This is a genomic window from Azonexus sp. IMCC34839 (genome assembly GCF_047047955.1).
Lineage (GTDB): Bacteria > Pseudomonadota > Gammaproteobacteria > Burkholderiales > Rhodocyclaceae > Azonexus.
The window spans coordinates 2,991,696-3,010,020 of sequence record NZ_CP150631.1; the positions used below are offsets into that span (position 1 = coordinate 2,991,696).

The following is an 18,325-nucleotide window of genomic DNA, read 5'->3' on the forward strand; positions in this document are numbered from 1 at the left end:
ATCAGGCGGCTTTCTTTGCGTTCTGTTCTTCGAGCTTGGCCAGCACTTCATTGGCCCAGTCGCGCGGGGCCATCGGGAAGCCGAGGCGGGCGCGCGAGTCGAGGTAGCTTTGGGCGACGGCGCGGGCGAGGTTGCGGATGCGGCCGATGTAGGCGGCGCGCTCGGTCACCGAAATGGCGCCGCGGGCGTCGAGCAGGTTGAAGGTGTGCGCAGCTTTGAGCACCTGTTCGTAGGCCGGCAGCGCGAGTTGCGCGCCCATCAGGTGCTGCGCCTGCTTCTCGTGCGCACCGAAGGCAGTGAACAGGAAGTCGGCGTCGGAGTGCTCGAAGTTGTAGGCCGATTGCTCGACTTCGTTCTGGTGATAGACGTCGCCGTAGGTCAGGCCTTCGGTCCAGGTCAGGTCATAGACGTTCTCGACGCCTTGCAGGTACATGGCCAGGCGTTCCAGGCCGTAGGTGATCTCTCCGGTGATCGGCTTGCAGTCGATGCCGCCGACCTGCTGGAAGTAGGTGAACTGCGTCACTTCCATACCGTTCATCCAGACTTCCCAGCCCAGACCCCAGGCGCCCAGGGTCGGGTTTTCCCAATCGTCCTCGACGAAACGCACGTCGTTCTTCTTCAGATCGAAGCCGAGGGCTTCCAGCGAACCGAGGTAGAGCTCGAGGATGTTGTCCGGCGCCGGCTTCAACACCACCTGATACTGGTAGTAGTGCTGCATGCGGTTCGGATTCTCGCCGTAGCGGCCGTCCTTCGGGCGGCGGGAAGGCTGCACGTAGGCCGCTTTCCACGGCTCGGGGCCGATGGCGCGCAGGAAGGTGGCAGTGTGGCTGGTGCCGGCGCCGACTTCCATGTCGTACGGTTGGAGCAGGGCGCAACCCTGTTCGCCCCAGTATTGCTGCAGGCGCAGGATGATCTCTTGAAACGTCGGTTTCTTGCTGGTGGTCATGGGACGCACTCGGGAATACGGAAAGCTTTGAATTTTACTTGCTTTTGCGGCCAATGGCGTGGAACGCTGGCGGGGTAAGCTTGTCGGAACCAACAAGGACGGATGCTTGAGGATATTTGCGATGCATGAATCGACGAACACTGGGCTGGCGACGCTGGCCGGTGGCTGCTTCTGGTGCCTGGAGGCGGCCTACGAGCAGCTGGATGGCGTGCTGTCGGTGCGGCCCGGCTACATGGGTGGCTATGATCCGGCGCCCACTTACGAGAAGGTGTGTACCGGCGAGACCGGCCATGCCGAGGTGATCCAGATCGAATTCGATCCAACGAAGATCGATTTCGAGACCCTGCTGACCGTGTTTTTCACCATCCACGATCCGACGACGCTGAACCGGCAAGGGCACGATGTCGGCACGCAGTACCGCTCGGCCATTTTCTGGCACGACGACGCGCAGCGCGAGCAGGCCAAGGCAATGATCGCCCAATTGAATGCAGAACAGGTGTGGGGGGCGATGATCGTCACCGAAGTCACGCCAGCGGCGACCTTCCATGTCGCCGAGGCCTACCACCACCAGTATTTCCGCAACAACCCTTACCAGGGCTACTGCATGGCCGTGGTGGCGCCGAAGGCGATGAAAGTTCGCACCAACTTCGCGGCCCTGCTCAAGCCGGAACTCAGTCTGAGTTGATGAACTCCAGCAGTTCGCGCACGAAGCGCTCGCGCTGCCACTGGTGCGGCGAATGGTCGGTGCCTTCGTAGATGCGCAGGACCGCCTGCGGGATGGTATCGGCGACGTATTGTGCCGTCTCGGTGCGGTAGAAATTGCTCTGGCCGCCATAGACCAGCAGGGTCGGTAGCGGGATGTCGGCCAGCACGTCGCGGTAATCGGCCTCGGTCAGGCTCAGCCAGCAGTTGATCAGCGGCTCGGGGTTCTGGGCGCGCAGGCCGGCGCGGGAGCGCTCCCAGCCAGAAGCGTTTTCCTGGTATTTCTGGCGGGCGCGTTCGTTCAGGCCGAGCGCGGTGAGTTTCAGCACGCCTTCGGCGAAATCCTCCTGCAGCCACGACACCAGCTCGCGATTGCGCTCGGGGCCGAAGTCGCCATAGATACCGTGCTGCCAATCCTCGGCGGTGAGCAGCTTGGGCGACTGGTCGATCAGGCACAGCTTGGCCAGCCCGTGCGTGCCATGGTCGCGCAGGTATTGCCAGAGGGTCAGCGCGCCCATCGAGTGGCCGACGGCGGTGGCATTCTCGATGCCGTAGTGGTCGATCAGGTTCTTCAGGTCGCGCGCCATGCGCTCGACGGTGGCCGAGCCGGGATGGGCCAAGGTATGGCCACCGTGGCCGCGCGCATCCCAGCGATAGACGCGGTGATGGTTATTCAGTTCGCCGGCAAACGGAAACCATTCCTGGTGGCTCGACGTCCAGCCGTGAAGCAGGATCAGCGGCGAGCCGTCGCCGGAAATCTTGACGTGGATCTTTTCGCCGTCGTCGGCCAGGAAGTGCGTCATCGTTGCCTCTAGCAAGCGCAAAAGCCGCCAGTATAATCGCCCGATCAATACGGAGGAGTACGGAGAAAATGTTCGACTGGAGAGACTACGGCAACGGCATCATCGCCTTCGACGCCGGCTATGTTCGCCCCATCCTGGCGGCCATTCACATGATCGTCGACGACGGCCGCGTGGCCTTTGTCGATACCGGCAGCAACGATTCGCTGCCCAATGCGCTGGCCGCGCTGGATAAGCTTGGTCTCGGCCGCGATGCGGTCGATTACGTGATCCTGACGCATATCCACCTCGACCACGCCGGCGGCGCCGGATCGCTGATGCGCGAATTCCCGAATGCCAAGTTGGTCGTCCATCCGCGCGGTTCGCGCCACATGGCCGAGCCGTCCAAGCTGGTGGCCGGCGTGACTGCGGTGTACGGGCAGGAATACGTGGAAAAGGTTTACGGCGACATCCTGCCTATCCCGGCCGAGCGCATCATCGATGCGCACGAAGGGCTGACCCTCCAACTCGGTAGCCGCGAACTGCTGTGCATCGACACGCCGGGACATGCCAAACACCACATCTGTATCGTCGACCAGAAGGCCAAGGCCATCTTCACCGGCGATATGTTCGGTCTGTCCTACCGCGAATTCGATGTCGATGGCCGCCAATATGTCTTCCCGACCACGACGCCGACGCAGTTCGATCCGGCCGAGATGCACGCCTCCATCGACCGTCTGATGAGCTACCAGCCGGAAGCGATGTACCTGACCCACTACGCCCAACTGACTGACCTGCCGGCCAAGGCCGCCGCGCTGCATCGCCAGCTCGATGCCATGGTCGCCATCGGCGAAGCGGCGGGCGGCGAGGGCGAGGCGCGCCATGCGGCGGTCAAGCAGGGGCTGACCGATTACCTGCTCCAGGAAATCCGCACCCACGGCTGCACCCTGCCGGAGGAAAAGATCATCGAGGTGCTGGCCACCGACCTCGAACTCAACGCCCAGGGCATGGAGTTCTGGCTGGACCATCGCGGCTGAGGCCGCGCCGAGTTAGAGCGTGGTTACCGGGCGGGAGCGGATCACCAGATGCTCCCCCTCGCTATGCACCGGCATGGCGAAGTTGAAGCGGTCTGCCTGAGCAGCGATATCGAGGTCGGCCGGTGGCAGGTTGGGCCAGTCGCCGGAGGTGAAGCGGCGGCCGAAATCGGAGTCGCGTACGCGTTGCATGAAGGCGGCGGGGTCGGGCGTTTCGCCTAGCAGCAGCGCTTCGAGGTAGTCGGCGCAGGCGATGTCCTCGTCTCCGTCGCGATCCACCCATTCGCCGGTGATGATGAAGGTGATTTCGCGCGCCTTGGCGGCGCGGATCGCAGCCGCTGTGGCGCGGGCGCAGACCAGGCTGGTGGCGAAGACGTGCCTGGCCTGATGGTGATAGCGCTGCAGGCCGCGCACACCGGCGGCCGTGCTCATCACGACGGTCTTGCCGGCCAGTTGCGCGCGCTCCAGATAAGAGGGCGAGTTGCCGAAGTCGAACCCGGGCACCGGATCGCCGCCACCGATGGCGCCGACCGATACCGTGTTGTCGAGGCGATTGGCCAAGGTCGCCGCCTCGGCGATGCTTTCCACCGGATAAATGGCGCTGGCGCCGCGCGACAGGGCAATGGCCGCGCTGGTGAAGGAGCGCAGCACGTCGATGACGACCACTGTGTCGTGTGGCGGCGGGTTGCCCTGCAGGCGGTTCAGGTAGATGCGCGAGAATTTCATGGCCGGTTATTGGAAAGTCGCGTCGTTGCTCAGTCTAAACCTTTCGCCCGGCGGAAAGCCAGTCGTGGCCGCCGGGTTCGGGCTTGGTCATGCATTCTGATTCAGGCTGGCACGATCCCTGCGAAACCGTATGTGTCGATTAAATCAAAACGGGGAAAATCATGGACGGCGGATTGGGTGAATTGCTCGCAGGCGTGACGGCTGGCGCGTTTTCGCCGCTGGCGTTGATCGCTGCTTGGGAAATGTTGCGTCGCACCAAAACGGAGAGCGGGCACTAAAGTCTGCACCAACTTCGCGAGTGGGCAGACCTCAGGTTACTTTCCTGCGCCGCGGGAAGAATGCAGCTACCAGTCCGGCCAGCATTAACGCGACAGCCGGCAGGTTGCCGAAACGAATATAGGGCGTGCTGCCCTGGTAGGCACCGACCTCGCCGCGCAACACACCGGTGGTAAAGGGCGGCAGCGCCGCCTGCACTTCACCATGGGCATCGACGATGGCCGTCATGCCGGTATTGGTGGCGCGTAGCATCGGCCGGCCGGTTTCTGCCGAGCGCATCTGGGCAATCTGCAGATGCTGCGGTTGCGCCAGCGAGCGGCCGAACCAGGCGGTATTCGACAGGTTGGCCAGGATGCCGGCCTCGGGCAGCGCCCGAATGATTTCATCCCCGAATACGTCTTCGTAGCAGATATTGGCTGCCACCTTGCGCCCGGCAACGACCAGTGGCGCCTGTTTTTCCGCGCCGCGCGAGAACGACGAGGCCGGGATGTTGGCGTAGGCCATGAACCAGGCGAAACCGGGTGGGATGAACTCGCCGTAGGGCACCAGGTGATTCTTGCTATAGGTCTGCGTTGGCGTAGCACCGAGGCTGACCGCGCTGTTGAAATAAGCTTGTTCATCGCCGGTCAGCGTGCCGAGCACCAGATCGCCGTTCTGACGCGCCGCCAGTTCCTTCAGCGAGTCCAGATAGGCTGGCGGTATTTGGTCGATGAACACCGGCAGCGCCGTTTCGGGCAACAGGGTCAGTTGCGCCGGGTGGGCTTCGATCAGGTCGCGGTACAGATTGAGCGTGCGGACGAAGGCTTCCGGACGGAATTTCATTTCCTGCGGGATGTTGCCCTGGATCAGCGCCACGCTGATCGGCGGGCCATCCGGCGTCGTCCATTCGATCTGGCGCAAGCCGAAGCCGAGGGCAGCGATCGCAGCGAGTAGCGGTACGCCGAGGCGCCAGCGCAACAGCAGCGCGCCGCACAGGGCGACGATGAAGCTCAGGCCGAAGACGCCGAACAGCGGCGCAAAGCCGGCCAAGGGGCTGGTCGGGGCTTGCGAGTAACCGAGGGCCAACCAGGGGAAGCCAGTGAAAATCCAGCTTTTCAGCCAGTCCACCGCAGTAGTCAGGCTGGCGAAGAACAAAGCTTGCCGCCACAGGCTACCCGGCTGCCAGGCTTTGAAAGCCCAGCCGGCGAACATCGGGAAGAGCGCCATGACGGCGCAGAACACGAAGGCTGCCGGCCCGGCCAGCCACCACGGCATGCCACCGAAGACCGACAGGCTGACATAGACCCAGGATACGCCGCACAGGAAGAAACCGAGGCCGAAAGCGAGGCCTGTGAGCAGGCCTTGGCGGCGATTGTCGGCCCTTAGCAGCAGCGCGAAGAAACCGGCCCAGACGATGGGGGCGAACCAGAACAGGCCGAAGGGCGCGAAGCACAAGACGCCCGCCGCACCGATCAGCGCGGCCAGGCCGTAGCGGGCGGCAGCCCGATCAGGCAGCCGTTTCGTCAGCACCGGTTTGCGGTTTGGGCGGATCGACCAGCAGGGTGTACAGCCGGCGACTGTCGGCGCGCAGTACCTGGAAGCGCGTGCCAGCGATTTCCACGACTTCGTTGCGCTTCGGCATGCGGCCGAGATGGCGCAGGATCAGGCCGCCGACGGTGTCGAACTCCTCGTCCGAGAAATCGGTGGCAAAAGCGGCGTTGAAATCCTCGATCTCGGTGCGCGCCTTGACGCGGTAGCGGCCGGTGGAGTCCTGGCGGATGTTGTCGTGGGCTTCGTCGAAGTCGTATTCGTCCTCTATGTCGCCGACGATCTGCTCCAGCACGTCCTCGATGGTGACCAGGCCGGCGACGCCGCCGTATTCGTTGACCACGATGGCCATGTGGTTGCGGGAGACGCGGAACTCGCGCAGCAGCACGTTCAGGCGCTTCGATTCGGGAATGAAGACGGCCGGGCGCAGCCAGTCGCGCAGGTCGAAATGCTCTTCGGTCTGGATGCGCAGCAGGTCCTTGGCGAGCAGGATGCCGAGCACGTTGTCGCGGTCGCCGTCGACCACCGGGAAGCGCGAGTGGGCGGCTTCGATGACGGTCTTGACGATCTCGTCGAGCGGATCGTCGACGTCGATGGCGTCCATCTGGGCGCGCGGCACCATGACGTCGGTGACGCGGGTGTCGGCGGCGGCCAGTGCGCCTTCGATGATGGTCAGCGCATCGGCGTCCATCAGGTTGCGCTCGTAAGCGCTATGCAGAATCTGCAGGAGCTGCTCGCGATCTTCGGGTTCGCGCAGCAGCAGGGAGGTCAATCGTTCGATGAAACTCGGTTTACTGTCTGGGTCCATGGCGTTTAGGCGGCGTAGGGGTCGGGATAACCCAACGCGGCGAGAATCTCCCTTTCTTCGTCTTCCATTTCCTGGGCCTCGTCGTCGTTCTCGTGGTCCCAGCCTTGCAAATGCAGCATACCATGCACCGTCAGGTGCGCGTAGTGCGCATCCAGCGGCTTGTTCTGCTCGGCCGCTTCGCGCGCCACGACGCTCGGGCAGATGACCAGATCGCCCAGCACTACCGGCTCGGTGTCGTAGGGGAAGGACAACACGTTGGTCGCGTAGTCCTTACCGCGGTATTCGTTGTTCAGTGCCTGGCCTTCTTCGGCGTCGACCAGGCGGATGGTGATTTCGCCGCCGCCGACCAGCGCCGCACGCGCCCAGCGCACGAAATCTGCGCGCAAGGGTAAGCCCTCACGGTTACAGGCATATTGCACGGACAGGTTAAGTCGATTGCTGGCGTTTTTCATAGGCGTCGACGATGCGGGCGACCAGCGGGTGGCGCACCACGTCTTCCTTCTTGAACTGGGTGAAAGCGATGCCGCGCACGTCGCGCAGCACGTCGATGGCTTCCTTGAGACCACTCTTGTGGCCCTTGGGCAGGTCGATTTGCGTAATGTCGCCGGTGACCACGGCCTTGGCGCCAATGCCGATGCGGGTCAGGAACATCTTCATCTGCTCCGGCGTCGTGTTCTGCGCTTCGTCGAGGATGATGAAGGCGTGGTTCAGCGTGCGGCCGCGCATGAAGGCGAGCGGGGCGATTTCGATGGCGCGTTTCTCGTACAGCTTGGCGACGCGGTCGGCGCCCATCAGGTCATACAGCGCGTCGTACAGCGGGCGCAGGTAGGGGTCGATCTTCTGCGTCAGGTCGCCGGGCAGGAAGCCGAGGCGTTCGCCGGCTTCGACGGCTGGACGGGTCAGGATGATGCGCTCGACCAGATCGCGCTCGAAGGCGTCCACCGCCGAAGCGACGGCGAGGTAGGTCTTGCCGGTGCCGGCCGGGCCGATGCCGAAGGTGATGTCGTGTTCCTGAATCTGCTTCAGGTATTCGACCTGACGCGGCGTGCGGCCGTGCAGTTCGGTCTTGCGCGTGATCAGTTGCGGGCCGTCGACCGGCCCTTCGGCGGCACGCGAAACGCGGCGCACCGGCGCATTGAGGAATTCGACCAGGCCAAGCTGGATTTCATCGACCGACAGCGGCGCGCGGGCCAGCGCATAGAAGTGACGGATGGCATCTGCGGTGGACTGTGCTTTTTCGCCCAAAACCGAGAAACGCTCGTTGCGCCGGCGGATGGTGACGTCGAAGCCGGTTTCGATCTGGCGGATGTTTTCGTCGAGCGGGCCGCACAGGTTGGCCAGTTGCGCGTTGTCGATCGGCGCCAGGGCGAACTCGATCGGCTTGGTCTTGGGGGCGGTTTTCCTGGCAGGAGCTGCCCGCCCCGTGGCGTTAGTTTTCGCGGATGACAATCTCGCCTCGCAGGCTGTGCGGCAACGCTTCGGTGATGCGGACGTCGGCAAAGGTGTTGATCAGGCGCGGATTGCCGGCGAAATTGACGATGCGGTTGTTGTCGGTGCGACCGGCCAACTCGTTGACGTCCTTCTTCGAGGTGCCTTCGATCAGCACGCGCTGCACGCTGCCGACCATGGACTTGCTGACGGCTTGCGCCAGTTCGTCGATGCGCTTTTGCAGGCGGGCCAGACGCGCCGACTTGACCTCGGCCGGCGTGTCGTCGGCCAGTTCCAGCGCCGGGGTACCCGGGCGCGGGCTGTAGATGAAGGAGAAAGAGGCGTCGAACTCGACGTCGTCGATCAGCTTCATGGTCTTTTCGAAATCCTCGTCCGTCTCGCCGGGGAAGCCGACGATGAAGTCGGTGGACATCGAAATGTCCGGGCGTGCTGCGCGCAGCTTGCGCACGATGGACTTGTACTCGAGCGTCGTGTAGCCGCGCTTCATCGCCGCCAGCACGCGGTCGGAACCGGCTTGCACCGGCAGATGCAGATGGGAGACCAGCTTCGGTACGTTCAAATAAGTGTCGATCAGGCGCTGGCTCATCTCGCGCGGGTGCGACGTGGTGTAGCGGATGCGCTCGATGCCCGGCACCTCGGCGATGTATTCGATCAACATCGCCAGATCGGCCTTCTCGTCAGTGCCTTCCATGTCGCCGCGGTAAGCATTCACGTTCTGGCCGAGCAGGGTCACTTCCTTGACGCCATGCGCCGCCAGGTCGGCCACTTCGGTCAGCACGTCGGTGAAGGGGCGCGACACTTCGCCGCCACGGGTGTAAGGCACGATGCAGAAGGTGCAGAACTTGGAGCAGCCTTCCATGATCGATACGAAAGCCGTAGCGCCCTTCACCTCGGAAGGCGGCATGGCGTCGAATTTCTCGATCTCGGGGAAGGAGACATCGACTGCCGCCTTGCCCTTTTCCTTGCGCTCGGCGATCAGCTGCGGCAGACGGTGCAGGGTCTGCGGGCCGAAGACGATATCGACGTAGGGCGCACGGGCGACGATGGCGTCGCCTTCCTGGCTGGCCACGCAGCCGCCGACACCGATCACCAGGTTCGGATTCTGCTGCTTCAGGTGCTTGACCCGGCCGAGGTCATGGAACACCTTCTCCTGCGCCTTTTCGCGCACCGAACAGGTGTTGAACAGGATGATGTCGGCTTCTTCGGGATTGTCGGTCTTGACGATGCCTTCGGAGGCGTTGAGCACGTCGGCCATCTTGTCCGAATCGTACTCATTCATCTGGCACCCAAAAGTGCGGATGAACAGCTTTTTGGTCATGGAAATGCTTTGAAAATCAGTGGGCGCCACTTCGGCAAGCTGGCGGCAGAAAAGTTTCGCATTATAACGCGGTTGACCATTTTGCCGCCTCCCCACTATAATTCGCGCCCTCTAAGCGTGGTGATGTAGCTCAGACGGTTAGAGCGATGGATTCATAACCCATAGGTCGGCAGTTCGATTCTGCCCATCACCACCAGCAAATTCAAACACTTAGCCCCGGTCACAAGCCGGGGCTTTTTGTTTTTTCGTGTCCGTTGCGCCCCCATTGCGCCCGCCGATAACAATCCAAATCAACGTAACAACCCGGATAGAACCCGGCAGGTTTTCGAGGGGGCGAGGGCTTATCCGCTGGAATTCCGGCGGAAGGCTAGCGGAAGGCGGCCATGCTTGGCAAAGCATCCCCCCAGAAAAAACCCGCCTCGGGGCGGGTGTTGGTTAGTGCATACCGAGAGCGGCCTGTTGGAGATGGCGCACGAAAGCCGAATTCGACGGTATTTGTACTCTCAGTCGACCGGGAAGGCCACCGGCCTTGATGAATGAAACAATGGCAACCTCTGCCCCTAGCATCTGAAGCCCGGCACATATCAATGCATCTGCGGCATCTAACCTAGCCTTATCCTCCCTGCGCTCAAGGTAGTGGTTAATCGAAACGACGTTTGTCATCTGCTCTTCCTCCCTCCGACGTGCTGCATGTAATCGCTGACGAGAGTCGCAATGCGCTCCCTGATTTCCTCAATGATCCTAGCCGCCCCCTCGTGTCTGCTCTGCGGGTTGGCGGGGGCGGGGGCGTTCTGGATGCTCATAGCGCCCCCGGCCCGTCTTGCTCGCGTTTCGGACGCGGGCAAGGCTGATCCCTATCTTCTGGACTCAGCAGCAGCGCGGCGGGCTTCATAGCGTCGCTCGGCTGCGATGTCCCTATAGGTCACGCACCCAACGGCCTCGGCTTCGCTTCCGATTAGGTTGTCCATATCTTCGGCCTTCGCCCGGATGGTGTTCAGCAGCTTTGCAATCATCTCGGGCTGTATGTAAGCATCAGGGGTTTCCATCAACTTTAGTGCCACGCTGGCCAAGCTAGAGATGTTAGAAAAGCCGTCGTGTGCCAGGGCTTCCAATGTCTCGATGGTGAACATAAGTTTTTGGCTGTCCGGGAGGGCGGTTTCGTTTTCAATGGGCATCGGTTTATCCTCAGTGGAAAGGGGTCTTGTAACGGTCGCGGAGAGCCGCAACCAGCAGCGGAGTAACAACCTCGGCAAAGCCTTCCAGTCGATATGCGGCTTCCTCTAGGCGATTCTCAGAGGCTAACCAGACAATCTCCCCTAGCGCCTCTGTGACGTGCTTCGTAAATTCCCGGTCGTTGGGCCGCTCGCCGTCGTTGCTGTTTCGGATAGAGGCAAGGATGCCGCCTATCATCCACATGGCGTCTAGAAAGCCGTCTGAGTTGGCCTTCGCGGGGTTAATTCGGATACGTCCGGACATCATTTCACCTCTCTGCATTGAATCGGCAGGGCGAACTTGCAGACGCCGTGCGCGATGTGTTCGCCGGTTAGGGCTTTGGCAATCGCCTCCATGTCACTGGTCGCATCGACTAGGTGGGTTTCCTCCCAGATGCTTACGGTGACGACTTCCCGCGCCGTGGCGGTTTTATTCTCTGACTGCTCTAATTCGTTCATTTCTTCCTCGGTTAGATGGCTTATCTAGATAACCCCCCGAAAATCGGGGTAGAGAGATGCCCAAAAGTGGCCCGTAGTGGTCCGAAAATCGGGGTAGTAGTAATGTTCCTTACCCCGAAAATCGGACCAGTAGCCCCGCTCATTACCCCGAAAATCGGGGTAAGGCTGTCATTTTTTCGTGAGCGTGTTTTCGAGATACAAACCCCTCCGGTATCCAGCGCGGGGCATATCCATGTCGGGCGTCCAGTCGAGGTTTAACCAAGTGACGGCAAACCATGCGGCCTTGCTCGGCCTCGCTCCCTTGCGCGTTTCCACAATCAGGCCCGCCGCCTCCAGCTCCCGCCGTGCACGTGTAATGGTGTCCTTTGAATTCCACCCGCGCGGCCTTAGTGCGGACTCTGACGCCAGAAGCCGCCCGTTGTTGTCCCCCAGGTACTGGCGGGCAATGTCCAGTAGCAAGGCGCGGGCGCTGAATGACAGGCTCAGAAAAGCCGCAGAGTCGAGCACTACGTGCGGAAGGGCTAGGAATCGCCCCCCGTCCCGTCCCGTTTGTTTTCGCTTTGGCTCCATGTTCCATGATGCCTCCGGTAAGAGCCTCCACCGGCAGCGGGCCGGGGAGGCATGGAATGGGTTATAGAGCCTTGACGCGAACGTCGTAATAACTCGTGGTCTTGCTGCACTCGGCCTGCTGGGCAGCGGTGAGGAAGGTTTTAGCCTTCGCCGTGTCCAAGCCCGTGCGGCTCGTCCAGTTGATTGAAACGCGGGCGCTGTTGCTCTCGTGATTGCCTTCGCCTAGAAGTTCGATTGCTTCGACCTTGAGCATTTCCAACTCTGTTTTGAGTTTGGCCATCTGCTGCGCCAGCTCCAGGTAACGGTTGATGATGCGGGTACGTTTTTGCGAAGAGATTGCTACAATTTGGGCAGTTGCCATGATTCTTACCTCTGAAAAAGTCGCGTGGTAATTAGAGGCCCGGCGGTGTTGCTAGCACCTGCCGGGCTTCGCCTTTCTGGGGGTCGGGCGCTAGCTTGGTTGGGGTTAGAACCTCTTTACCATGCGCATTTCCCTATCCCCTCGCAGGCACTTACGGCAGCCTGCCCTCCGTCAAAGCCCCCTGTTTTCTGCTGCGCCGTCGTCGCTTGTCGCCGGGGGCGGTGTCGCTTCGTTGTCGCATTGGCAGCGGCCAGATACCGGGCTGCGGGCTTTGAATCTCGGTCGGGTTGTGAAAGAACGTTTTGTGCTGCGATGTGTGAATAGTAGTAGGTGCTAGTACTTATGTCAACAATTATTTTATGCAGTAGGTGCTAGTGGTACTATTGCCTAATTAAAACGCTATCGAGGTAATGGCATGAGCAAAACACAGCAGGCGCTTTCATTGGTGGCGCAGGGGAAAACCGTTAGGGAGGCTGCTGCCAAGGCCGGGATAACCGAACCGACTCTCTATGCCGCGCTAAAGCGCATCAAGGAGCAAAGCGAGGCTGGGAAGGAGCGTTGCCCATGCTGCGGCCAGGTGGTCCGCGAGGGGTTCGAGATAAACCGTGACGTTCTCAAATGAAGACGTACCGCCCCCGCTCTCGATGCATTGATCCGGACGATGCGCCGGAACCGGCCGACGACTTCTTTGATCTTGGGGAGTGGAAAATCGGCGAGCGGCCGGTGTCGGCAGCCGAGGGCGCTGCTGTGCTGCAAAAGGCGCTTACCCGTGGCCGCCAAGGGGCAGGAAGGCCGAAGGTGCTTGTTACGGCCCGCTTCGATGCCGATATTGTTGAATCCTTCAAGGCGACCGGCAAGGGCTGGCAAACGCGCATGAATTCAGCCTTGCGAGATTGGCTTAAAACGCACTCACCGTAAAAGGCATGATGCCGAGGGCGCGTGGAGGATGGCCGCCTAGCGGGTTCAATCCGCCGCCTCTCCATGTTTGCTGAATTGCATGGAAGGATCACTTGGATTTCAAATCCAGGTGACGATAAACAAAAAACCCGGCTTCGTGCCGGGTTGTTTTTTGGGTCGTCGGTCGATTACTTCTTGACCGCATCTTTGAGCGCCTTGCCGGGGGCGAACTTGGGAGCCTTCGAGGCGGCGATTTTGATTTCCGCCCCGGTGCTGGGGTTTCGTCCAGTACGTGCGGCGCGCTCGATGGTGGAGAAGGTGCCGAAGCCGAGAATGGCAACTTGCTCACCGGCGGCCAGCTTCTCTCCGATGATGTCTGTCAGGCCGTCCAGCGCACGGGCGGCAGCGGCCTTGCTCATATCGGTCTTGGCGGCGAGGGCTTCGATTAATTCGGTCTTGTTCATTTGATTAATCCTATGGTGGTTTGAAAACTCCGGTATCAGTCTAACCCAATATCTGCGGGGGTTTGTGGCCTGTTCGGGAGGGGGCGGCATTTGATTTCCATTTGCTGAAAAGTTGTAGGGGGAATTTTTTCTGTACGTGAGAAACCGGTCGGTTCCCGGCCCCTTCCCCTTTAAAACTTTTTACCCCCCCCTCCGGGGTGCCTTGCCGCCCCCTTCGGAAGGCTTCCGCCAATGGGGGAGGTGTGACGATGCACCGCCGATTTAATTTGACGCGCTCTAAGGCGTTTTTTCCTCGTCGCATGTGGGCTGATATTCCCCGGCGTCCGTTCGTTCGTCTGGGGGCGATTCTCGCAGCTTCCAGAGCAAAACAAGCGCGGTGGAAAAGTCGGTTATCCCCATGTGACGGCAACAAGCGATTACCGCCCCCTCTTCGGACATGCCTGGTCGATGGAATGACCACGGCGGGATTTCTGACAGCTCGCCTTGCCGGATGGTGACTTCGGGTCGAAGGGCAGACATTAGCGAACCTCCCCGGCCTTGATGCGCTTGATTGCCTGCGCCTCGGCTGCGAAGAAGTCAGCCCAAAGCCGATAGCGTTCTTCGTGGTCGTCGATTGTTGCGGGCATCTCAACGCCTGCTGCGAGAATGATTGTTTGCCCCTCTCTGAGTTGGTCAGGGCCGGGGGCGAGGTCACGGCGCAGCATGTCCTTGAATTCGGCCATCTCGGCCTCGGTGAATTGGCCTCGGGCGATGCGGTCAGCGGCCCATGCGTCGAAGTCATCGCGGAATTTTCTGGTAACGGTTGCCATAGTCAGAATTCAACCTCATCGGTTTCAGCCATCAAGTTCATGGCCTTGGGTTGCTCAGTAGGGGATTGCAGGTAGGTCTGGCTGCGTCGGTCAAACCAAAGCTGGATGCGACCTTCCCATTCGCCATGTCGGTGCTTCGCGACGGTTAGCAGGGCGTCGGGTTCGTTGTCCTTGCTGCGGTCGCCTTGCTCTTGCGCTTGTTCCTTCGGGCGGTTGCGCCAGACGCTAAACACGTTGTCCGCGAGGTCGGTAATCGATGCAGATCCCCGCACGTCGAATTTTCCGGGCGGCTTGCTCTCGTCGGCTTGCTTGCGGCTATGCACGAGCAAATGCACCGATTGGCCCGTGTCGTGGGCATGGGTGGCCAGCGCCAGAACAAACTGCTTCTGGGCGTCGTATCCGTCCTCGCTAATCCCGCAACTAAGCAGGTTGTCGACCACGAGGTGCGTAACGCCCAATTTCTCGTGACAGTACCGGGCCACGGCTAGGATTCGCTCCGGTGATACCTGCCCTTGCTGGTCGTAGAGCCATAGGCGGCCATCCGTCCAGCGGTGCAAGTCCTCGATGTCGCGGCGCATCGGTTGGCTGCTGCCGAAGGCTTGGCGGGCCATGCGGTGCATGGTCTGGGCTGGCTTCATTTCCATGCTGGCGATGCAAACCTTTTCGCCCTGTGCCATCAGGTGCAGCGCCACTTGGCCAATCAGCATGGATTTTCCGTGGCCTGACATGCCGGGCCAGATGGAAAGCTCGCCACGGCGAAGACGGATAACGTCCTTGGTCTTGGCCCAAGGCAGCATCGCCCCCGTCTGGCTGGCCGGTTGCTCAAACGACTGGATAACGTCGTCCAGCCAATCGCTTGCAGGGCGCACAGAGGCCCCCTCGCTCGGTGGTTTCAGGTAAGCGTCAAAGTCGATTTCGTCGTTTATCACGCGCATTGACGGTACTCCGGATGCTGGCCAATGCCGTGGAAGTTTTGACGCTCGGCTCGGCTCATATAACGCAGAAGGCCGCGCGGATGGGCCGGTACGCCGTCGACAACCACGTGCAGGCCGTTCTGGCGGTCCGAAAGCCATAGCCCCAAATATCGCGTCGGCAATGCCTTCAACTCGTCCAGCAGGCGCTTGACCGTGGTCGTGTCCGTCGCCGAACTGGCGATAACCAGGACTTCAAGGTCTAGGAGTATGCGCCAGTCATAGCGCCGGGTTGGGTTGGCAACAATGACCGGGTTGTTCTCGCCTCGAAGTGGGCCAATCAGCGACAGCAGGATCATGTCGGCAGGGCGCTTGCCTGTCTTGCGAAGGGCAAGGATTTCAGCAGCCCCGTAGGGCAGCATCGTCGGGTTCATAGTCATAGTGCCCCCACGAAAATCGGCGGTTGCTCGGTACAGCTCGTTGGCTGCGTGAGCGGCAGTTGATCCTCCCAGCGCCTTCCGTTCAGCCACGTCGCCGGGAAGGGGATGAACTTTCCGCCGTCCTTCCGCCATTGCTCGCTGACCTTCTGCGCTTCTAGACCTCTCATCAGGTCGGAAAGAAGCTGCCCTTTCGGTTTGATCCTCTTCCATAACTTTAATGACGATGCTTTACCCACCTTCCTCGGGTACTGCTTCCAGAATTCAGCGAAGCCATCATCTGCCGACTCGCTCGCCGAAGGTGAGCAAGGTTCTGTCTCTTTCTCTCTCTCTGTCTCTGTCTCTGGTGCATCAACTTGATAACGCGGCGATATCATCTCGATATCGTCATGTACCAGCCACTGAGAAAGCTTGTTACAGAGCTTTTCAAGGTGCTTTTGGTCGATACGCAAGCGAAAGGCGAGCGTTTTCATTTCCGGCAACGAACCCTGCTTTGCTTCATCCTCAGATGCAATCAGCCAAAGCATGACAAGAACCTTAGCCGCCTCCGGATCAAGCTCGTGCCAGTCTGGGCTATCCAGCAAATCGCGGTAGAGCTTTACCCACGGCGGGCTTCGGTCTTTGAAATGCTGGAATTTTTTGAAGTTTTTGATGCGAATGGCCATCTCTACACCTCGCCAAGCTTCGCCAGATTGATGCGGTACATCTCAGAATCGCCTGGTGCCGCGTCTTCAGTTGATATGAACCGGTCACGAGTGAGGGCGGAAATTGCGCATCTGGCCTGATTTTCTGAAATACGGCACTTTTCGGCTATGTTGCGCAGGCTGGCCAGCACATGCCCGTTATCATCTGACCAGTCCGATAGAGCAATAAGCGCAAGCCTTGCGGCTCCGGTTGTGCCGGACGAATTCAATGCTTTCGACAAAGTACGGACGCTCATTTCAGCCCCGCCAGTCGTTGCCAAACTCGAAACGCGATACGCTTCCATGCGAGGCAGACGGCACATAGTCCATCGCTCTTACGGCATGTGCATGATTTGTGAATTAGGCCGCTCATACCGCCCCCAGCTCGCGCGTTTTGAGCCATCGCATAATCTTGATTCGGTCGGCATTGGTGAGGTGGTAGACGCCCGGTCGGCACGGCTTGCCGTCCCTGTCGAACGCTGGCACTCGGTCGCACGGGAATTCGAGGCCACGGCGGCGCAGCTCTGCCACAAGGTCCGGCCCGTTGCTTGCCCCGGCTACATCGTCGATATGCTCGCGGCGCAGGGGGCGGCGTAGGGCAAGGTGGATCACGCGCAGGTGACGCGGGTTTGTTGTTCCGCTAAAATCCGTCCCGCTTCCTAGGCGCTCGGCTCTGTTTTCTGGAGTCGGGCGTTTTTTCATTTGGCCGTCCCCCCAAGCGCAGCAGCTACCGCGCTTGAATCCCAGAGCAAGCGGCGATTTTTCAGCTTGACCGGGCGAATTCCCATCCAGTGGCCTGTTCTGCAAATGGCGGCGCGGATAGATTGCGGTTGAACCTTCGCCAATGCGGCGAGTTCGTCTGTGGAAAGTGTCGGGGGGAGATTGAGTTGCATCGTCATTGCCTCTTGTTGATTGACGATGCAATTAAAAAATGGGGGTTAATTTTCCCCATTTGATCCCCCATTTAAACCTCGCAGCGGTGCGGGTTTCTAGGGTTTTCCCCCCATTTAAACAGTGGGCGATTCCCCCCATTTAACTGTTTAGTTCGGCCTCTAATTCATCCTGCCATTGAGGAAACGATTTTTTGAAACGGGCAATAACGGCGGACCTATTTAGTTTGCCGTTCTCAATGGCTAATCGAGCGAACACGACGGGGTTCCACATGCTTTGATTCGTGCCCGTAGATCCAGCCCTGCCGCGCGCCCCCTTGGATACCAGCGCATCCCTGTATCTCTTCCCATCGCTATCTGGTCGCCTTAGTATTTCTTCCCATTTTTTTTCTAGCCCTAGCCCGTCAATCAAGTCCAGCTTGGTTACGGCAGGGCCGCTTTGCGCGGTTGTGTGGGCGCTCCGGCTCGATTTGACCGAACGTGTGCAATGTTTGTCTTGATTGGCAGCGCCGGAATTTTCGCGCCGCTCTTCGGAGTCAATGAAAGCATCGGCCAGCGCGTGAACGGCATCACCCGTGACTCGGCAATCATCGGCTGTAGTCTCGAAGTCCGGCTGTCCGTCAACAATCGTTGCGATGGTGAAACTACACCGCATGTCATCAATGATCTTATAGCCGTCGAACGTGCGCCATGATGCGCGGCCAGTGTTCGCGATTCTCGTGCAAGCATCGATAGGTAGCGTCGGAATTGACCCCTTCGGGATAACATTTTCCGTCGGCTCTCCTGCGTTGCAGTAAATCCCGCCATCGTGCTTTTGAACTCGGGCCGATGTATGCACTATAGCCCGCAGCGTGATTTGCCCCCGTGCGGCGGCCCGCAAAAAGTCAGCCGGTGTTATCTGGGTTCCAGCATGTTGCGATGCGGCGGCGGCGGCCTCGGGTAGCGTCAAAACATCAGTATGTGCGATGAGCCTGCCCCTCCATTCTGTACGGGGATAAAGGCGGTCAAAAATCGGTAGCTTGTAGGTGGTCATTGCTGCGCTCCTTCATGGTGTGGGTGCTGCTGCCA

The 18,325-nt window shown here is 60.4% G+C and carries 25 protein-coding genes and 1 tRNA gene; 5 read left to right on the forward strand and 21 right to left on the reverse strand.

What is annotated here, in order from left to right:
• Position 1 precedes the first annotated feature (1 nt).
• Positions 2 to 946 carry a glycine--tRNA ligase subunit alpha gene (glyQ, locus tag WIF35_RS14575; protein ID WP_412478948.1) on the reverse strand — a complete coding sequence of 315 codons (945 nt, stop codon included), beginning with the start codon at positions 944 to 946 and terminating at the stop codon, positions 2 to 4.
• Positions 947 to 1,067: 121 nt separating this feature from the next.
• Here glyQ and msrA point away from each other — a divergent pair, with 121 nt between their 5' ends.
• Positions 1,068 to 1,631, forward strand: coding sequence for a peptide-methionine (S)-S-oxide reductase MsrA (gene msrA / locus WIF35_RS14580; protein ID WP_412478949.1), 564 nt, complete (start codon positions 1,068 to 1,070; stop codon positions 1,629 to 1,631).
• On the opposite strand, the gene WIF35_RS14585 is transcribed toward msrA, so the two are convergent.
• On the reverse strand, positions 1,618 to 2,451 hold the full coding sequence (locus WIF35_RS14585; protein ID WP_412478950.1) for an alpha/beta fold hydrolase: 834 nt from the start codon (positions 2,449 to 2,451) through the stop codon (positions 1,618 to 1,620). The two genes, msrA and WIF35_RS14585, sit on opposite strands and share 14 nt — an antisense overlap.
• A gap of 68 nt (positions 2,452 to 2,519) precedes the next feature.
• Between WIF35_RS14585 and WIF35_RS14590 the strand changes: the two genes are divergently transcribed.
• Complete coding sequence (locus WIF35_RS14590) at positions 2,520 to 3,464, forward strand: MBL fold metallo-hydrolase (RefSeq protein ID WP_412478951.1); 945 nt, start codon at positions 2,520 to 2,522, stop codon at positions 3,462 to 3,464.
• Between the two features lie 12 nt (positions 3,465 to 3,476).
• Here the strand turns inward: WIF35_RS14590 and WIF35_RS14595 are convergent, their stop codons facing one another.
• The 6 genes from WIF35_RS14595 to miaB all read right to left on the reverse strand — a co-directional run bounded on the left by WIF35_RS14595 (position 3,477) and on the right by miaB (position 9,565).
• The gene (locus WIF35_RS14595; RefSeq protein ID WP_412478952.1) at positions 3,477 to 4,187 is read right to left on the reverse strand and encodes a 2-phosphosulfolactate phosphatase; all 711 of its coding nucleotides are present in this window, start codon (positions 4,185 to 4,187) and stop codon (positions 3,477 to 3,479) included.
• A 309-nt stretch (positions 4,188 to 4,496) separates the two neighbouring features.
• Positions 4,497 to 5,972, reverse strand: a complete 1,476-nt coding sequence (gene lnt, locus WIF35_RS14600) for an apolipoprotein N-acyltransferase (protein WP_412478953.1) — start codon at positions 5,970 to 5,972, stop codon at positions 4,497 to 4,499.
• On the reverse strand, positions 5,950 to 6,798 hold the full coding sequence (locus tag WIF35_RS14605; protein ID WP_412478954.1) for an HlyC/CorC family transporter: 849 nt from the start codon (positions 6,796 to 6,798) through the stop codon (positions 5,950 to 5,952). Before WIF35_RS14605 ends, lnt begins: the two co-directional genes overlap by 23 nt.
• Before the next feature lie 5 nt (positions 6,799 to 6,803).
• The gene (ybeY, locus tag WIF35_RS14610; RefSeq protein ID WP_412478955.1) at positions 6,804 to 7,250 is read right to left on the reverse strand and encodes an rRNA maturation RNase YbeY; all 447 of its coding nucleotides are present in this window, start codon (positions 7,248 to 7,250) and stop codon (positions 6,804 to 6,806) included.
• Positions 7,225 to 8,175: a PhoH family protein gene (locus WIF35_RS14615; protein WP_412481250.1), complete on the reverse strand. Its 951-nt coding sequence runs from the start codon at positions 8,173 to 8,175 to the stop codon at positions 7,225 to 7,227. Before WIF35_RS14615 ends, ybeY begins: the two co-directional genes overlap by 26 nt.
• A 52-nt stretch (positions 8,176 to 8,227) precedes the next feature.
• Positions 8,228 to 9,565, reverse strand: coding sequence for a tRNA (N6-isopentenyl adenosine(37)-C2)-methylthiotransferase MiaB (gene miaB / locus WIF35_RS14620; RefSeq protein ID WP_412478956.1), 1,338 nt, complete (start codon positions 9,563 to 9,565; stop codon positions 8,228 to 8,230).
• Between the two features lie 119 nt (positions 9,566 to 9,684).
• Here miaB and WIF35_RS14625 point away from each other — a divergent pair.
• A tRNA-Met gene (locus WIF35_RS14625) sits at positions 9,685 to 9,761 on the forward strand.
• A 658-nt stretch (positions 9,762 to 10,419) separates the two neighbouring features.
• On the opposite strand, the gene WIF35_RS14630 is transcribed toward WIF35_RS14625, so the two are convergent.
• The 4 genes from WIF35_RS14630 to WIF35_RS14645 all read right to left on the reverse strand — a co-directional run bounded on the left by WIF35_RS14630 (position 10,420) and on the right by WIF35_RS14645 (position 12,166).
• Complete coding sequence (locus tag WIF35_RS14630) at positions 10,420 to 10,740, reverse strand: hypothetical protein (RefSeq protein ID WP_412478957.1); 321 nt, start codon at positions 10,738 to 10,740, stop codon at positions 10,420 to 10,422.
• 10 nt (positions 10,741 to 10,750) lie between these two features.
• On the reverse strand, positions 10,751 to 11,041 hold the full coding sequence (locus WIF35_RS14635) for a hypothetical protein (RefSeq protein WP_412478958.1): 291 nt from the start codon (positions 11,039 to 11,041) through the stop codon (positions 10,751 to 10,753).
• Positions 11,041 to 11,235 (reverse strand): hypothetical protein, encoded by a 195-nt coding sequence (locus WIF35_RS14640; RefSeq protein ID WP_412478959.1) that lies wholly within the window; start codon positions 11,233 to 11,235, stop codon positions 11,041 to 11,043. Before WIF35_RS14640 ends, WIF35_RS14635 begins: the two co-directional genes overlap by 1 nt.
• 631 nt (positions 11,236 to 11,866) lie before the next feature.
• Complete coding sequence (locus tag WIF35_RS14645) at positions 11,867 to 12,166, reverse strand: hypothetical protein (RefSeq protein WP_412478960.1); 300 nt, start codon at positions 12,164 to 12,166, stop codon at positions 11,867 to 11,869.
• 415 nt (positions 12,167 to 12,581) lie between these two features.
• Between WIF35_RS14645 and WIF35_RS14650 the strand changes: the two genes are divergently transcribed.
• A complete protein-coding gene (locus WIF35_RS14650; protein ID WP_412478961.1) occupies positions 12,582 to 12,788 on the forward strand; it encodes a helix-turn-helix domain-containing protein in 207 nt (68 codons plus the stop codon).
• Entirely contained in the window at positions 12,785 to 13,084 is a 300-nt protein-coding gene (locus WIF35_RS14655) for a BrnA antitoxin family protein (RefSeq protein WP_412478962.1), read from the forward strand. The genes WIF35_RS14650 and WIF35_RS14655 overlap by 4 nt, the downstream gene beginning before the upstream one ends.
• A gap of 167 nt (positions 13,085 to 13,251) precedes the next feature.
• On the opposite strand, the gene WIF35_RS14660 is transcribed toward WIF35_RS14655, so the two are convergent.
• From WIF35_RS14660 to WIF35_RS14700, 9 genes are all read right to left on the reverse strand, one after another.
• Positions 13,252 to 13,527, reverse strand: a complete 276-nt coding sequence (locus WIF35_RS14660; protein WP_412478963.1) for an HU family DNA-binding protein — start codon at positions 13,525 to 13,527, stop codon at positions 13,252 to 13,254.
• A gap of 518 nt (positions 13,528 to 14,045) precedes the next feature.
• Positions 14,046 to 14,336, reverse strand: coding sequence for a hypothetical protein (locus WIF35_RS14665; protein WP_412478964.1), 291 nt, complete (start codon positions 14,334 to 14,336; stop codon positions 14,046 to 14,048).
• A 2-nt stretch (positions 14,337 to 14,338) separates the two neighbouring features.
• A complete protein-coding gene (locus WIF35_RS14670; protein WP_412478965.1) occupies positions 14,339 to 15,271 on the reverse strand; it encodes a DnaB-like helicase C-terminal domain-containing protein in 933 nt (310 codons plus the stop codon).
• Complete coding sequence (locus tag WIF35_RS14675; RefSeq protein ID WP_412478966.1) at positions 15,262 to 15,687, reverse strand: hypothetical protein; 426 nt, start codon at positions 15,685 to 15,687, stop codon at positions 15,262 to 15,264. The genes WIF35_RS14670 and WIF35_RS14675 overlap by 10 nt, the downstream gene beginning before the upstream one ends.
• Positions 15,684 to 16,349: a hypothetical protein gene (locus WIF35_RS14680; RefSeq protein WP_412478967.1), complete on the reverse strand. Its 666-nt coding sequence runs from the start codon at positions 16,347 to 16,349 to the stop codon at positions 15,684 to 15,686. Before WIF35_RS14680 ends, WIF35_RS14675 begins: the two co-directional genes overlap by 4 nt.
• A gap of 2 nt (positions 16,350 to 16,351) precedes the next feature.
• The gene (locus tag WIF35_RS14685; RefSeq protein ID WP_412478968.1) at positions 16,352 to 16,624 is read right to left on the reverse strand and encodes a hypothetical protein; all 273 of its coding nucleotides are present in this window, start codon (positions 16,622 to 16,624) and stop codon (positions 16,352 to 16,354) included.
• A gap of 112 nt (positions 16,625 to 16,736) precedes the next feature.
• Positions 16,737 to 17,069, reverse strand: a complete 333-nt coding sequence (locus WIF35_RS14690; RefSeq protein WP_412478969.1) for a hypothetical protein — start codon at positions 17,067 to 17,069, stop codon at positions 16,737 to 16,739.
• On the reverse strand, positions 17,066 to 17,260 hold the full coding sequence (locus WIF35_RS14695; RefSeq protein ID WP_412478970.1) for a hypothetical protein: 195 nt from the start codon (positions 17,258 to 17,260) through the stop codon (positions 17,066 to 17,068). Before WIF35_RS14695 ends, WIF35_RS14690 begins: the two co-directional genes overlap by 4 nt.
• Before the next feature lie 139 nt (positions 17,261 to 17,399).
• A complete protein-coding gene (locus WIF35_RS14700) occupies positions 17,400 to 18,290 on the reverse strand; it encodes a hypothetical protein (RefSeq protein WP_412478971.1) in 891 nt (296 codons plus the stop codon).
• Positions 18,291 to 18,325: the final 35 nt, after the last annotated feature.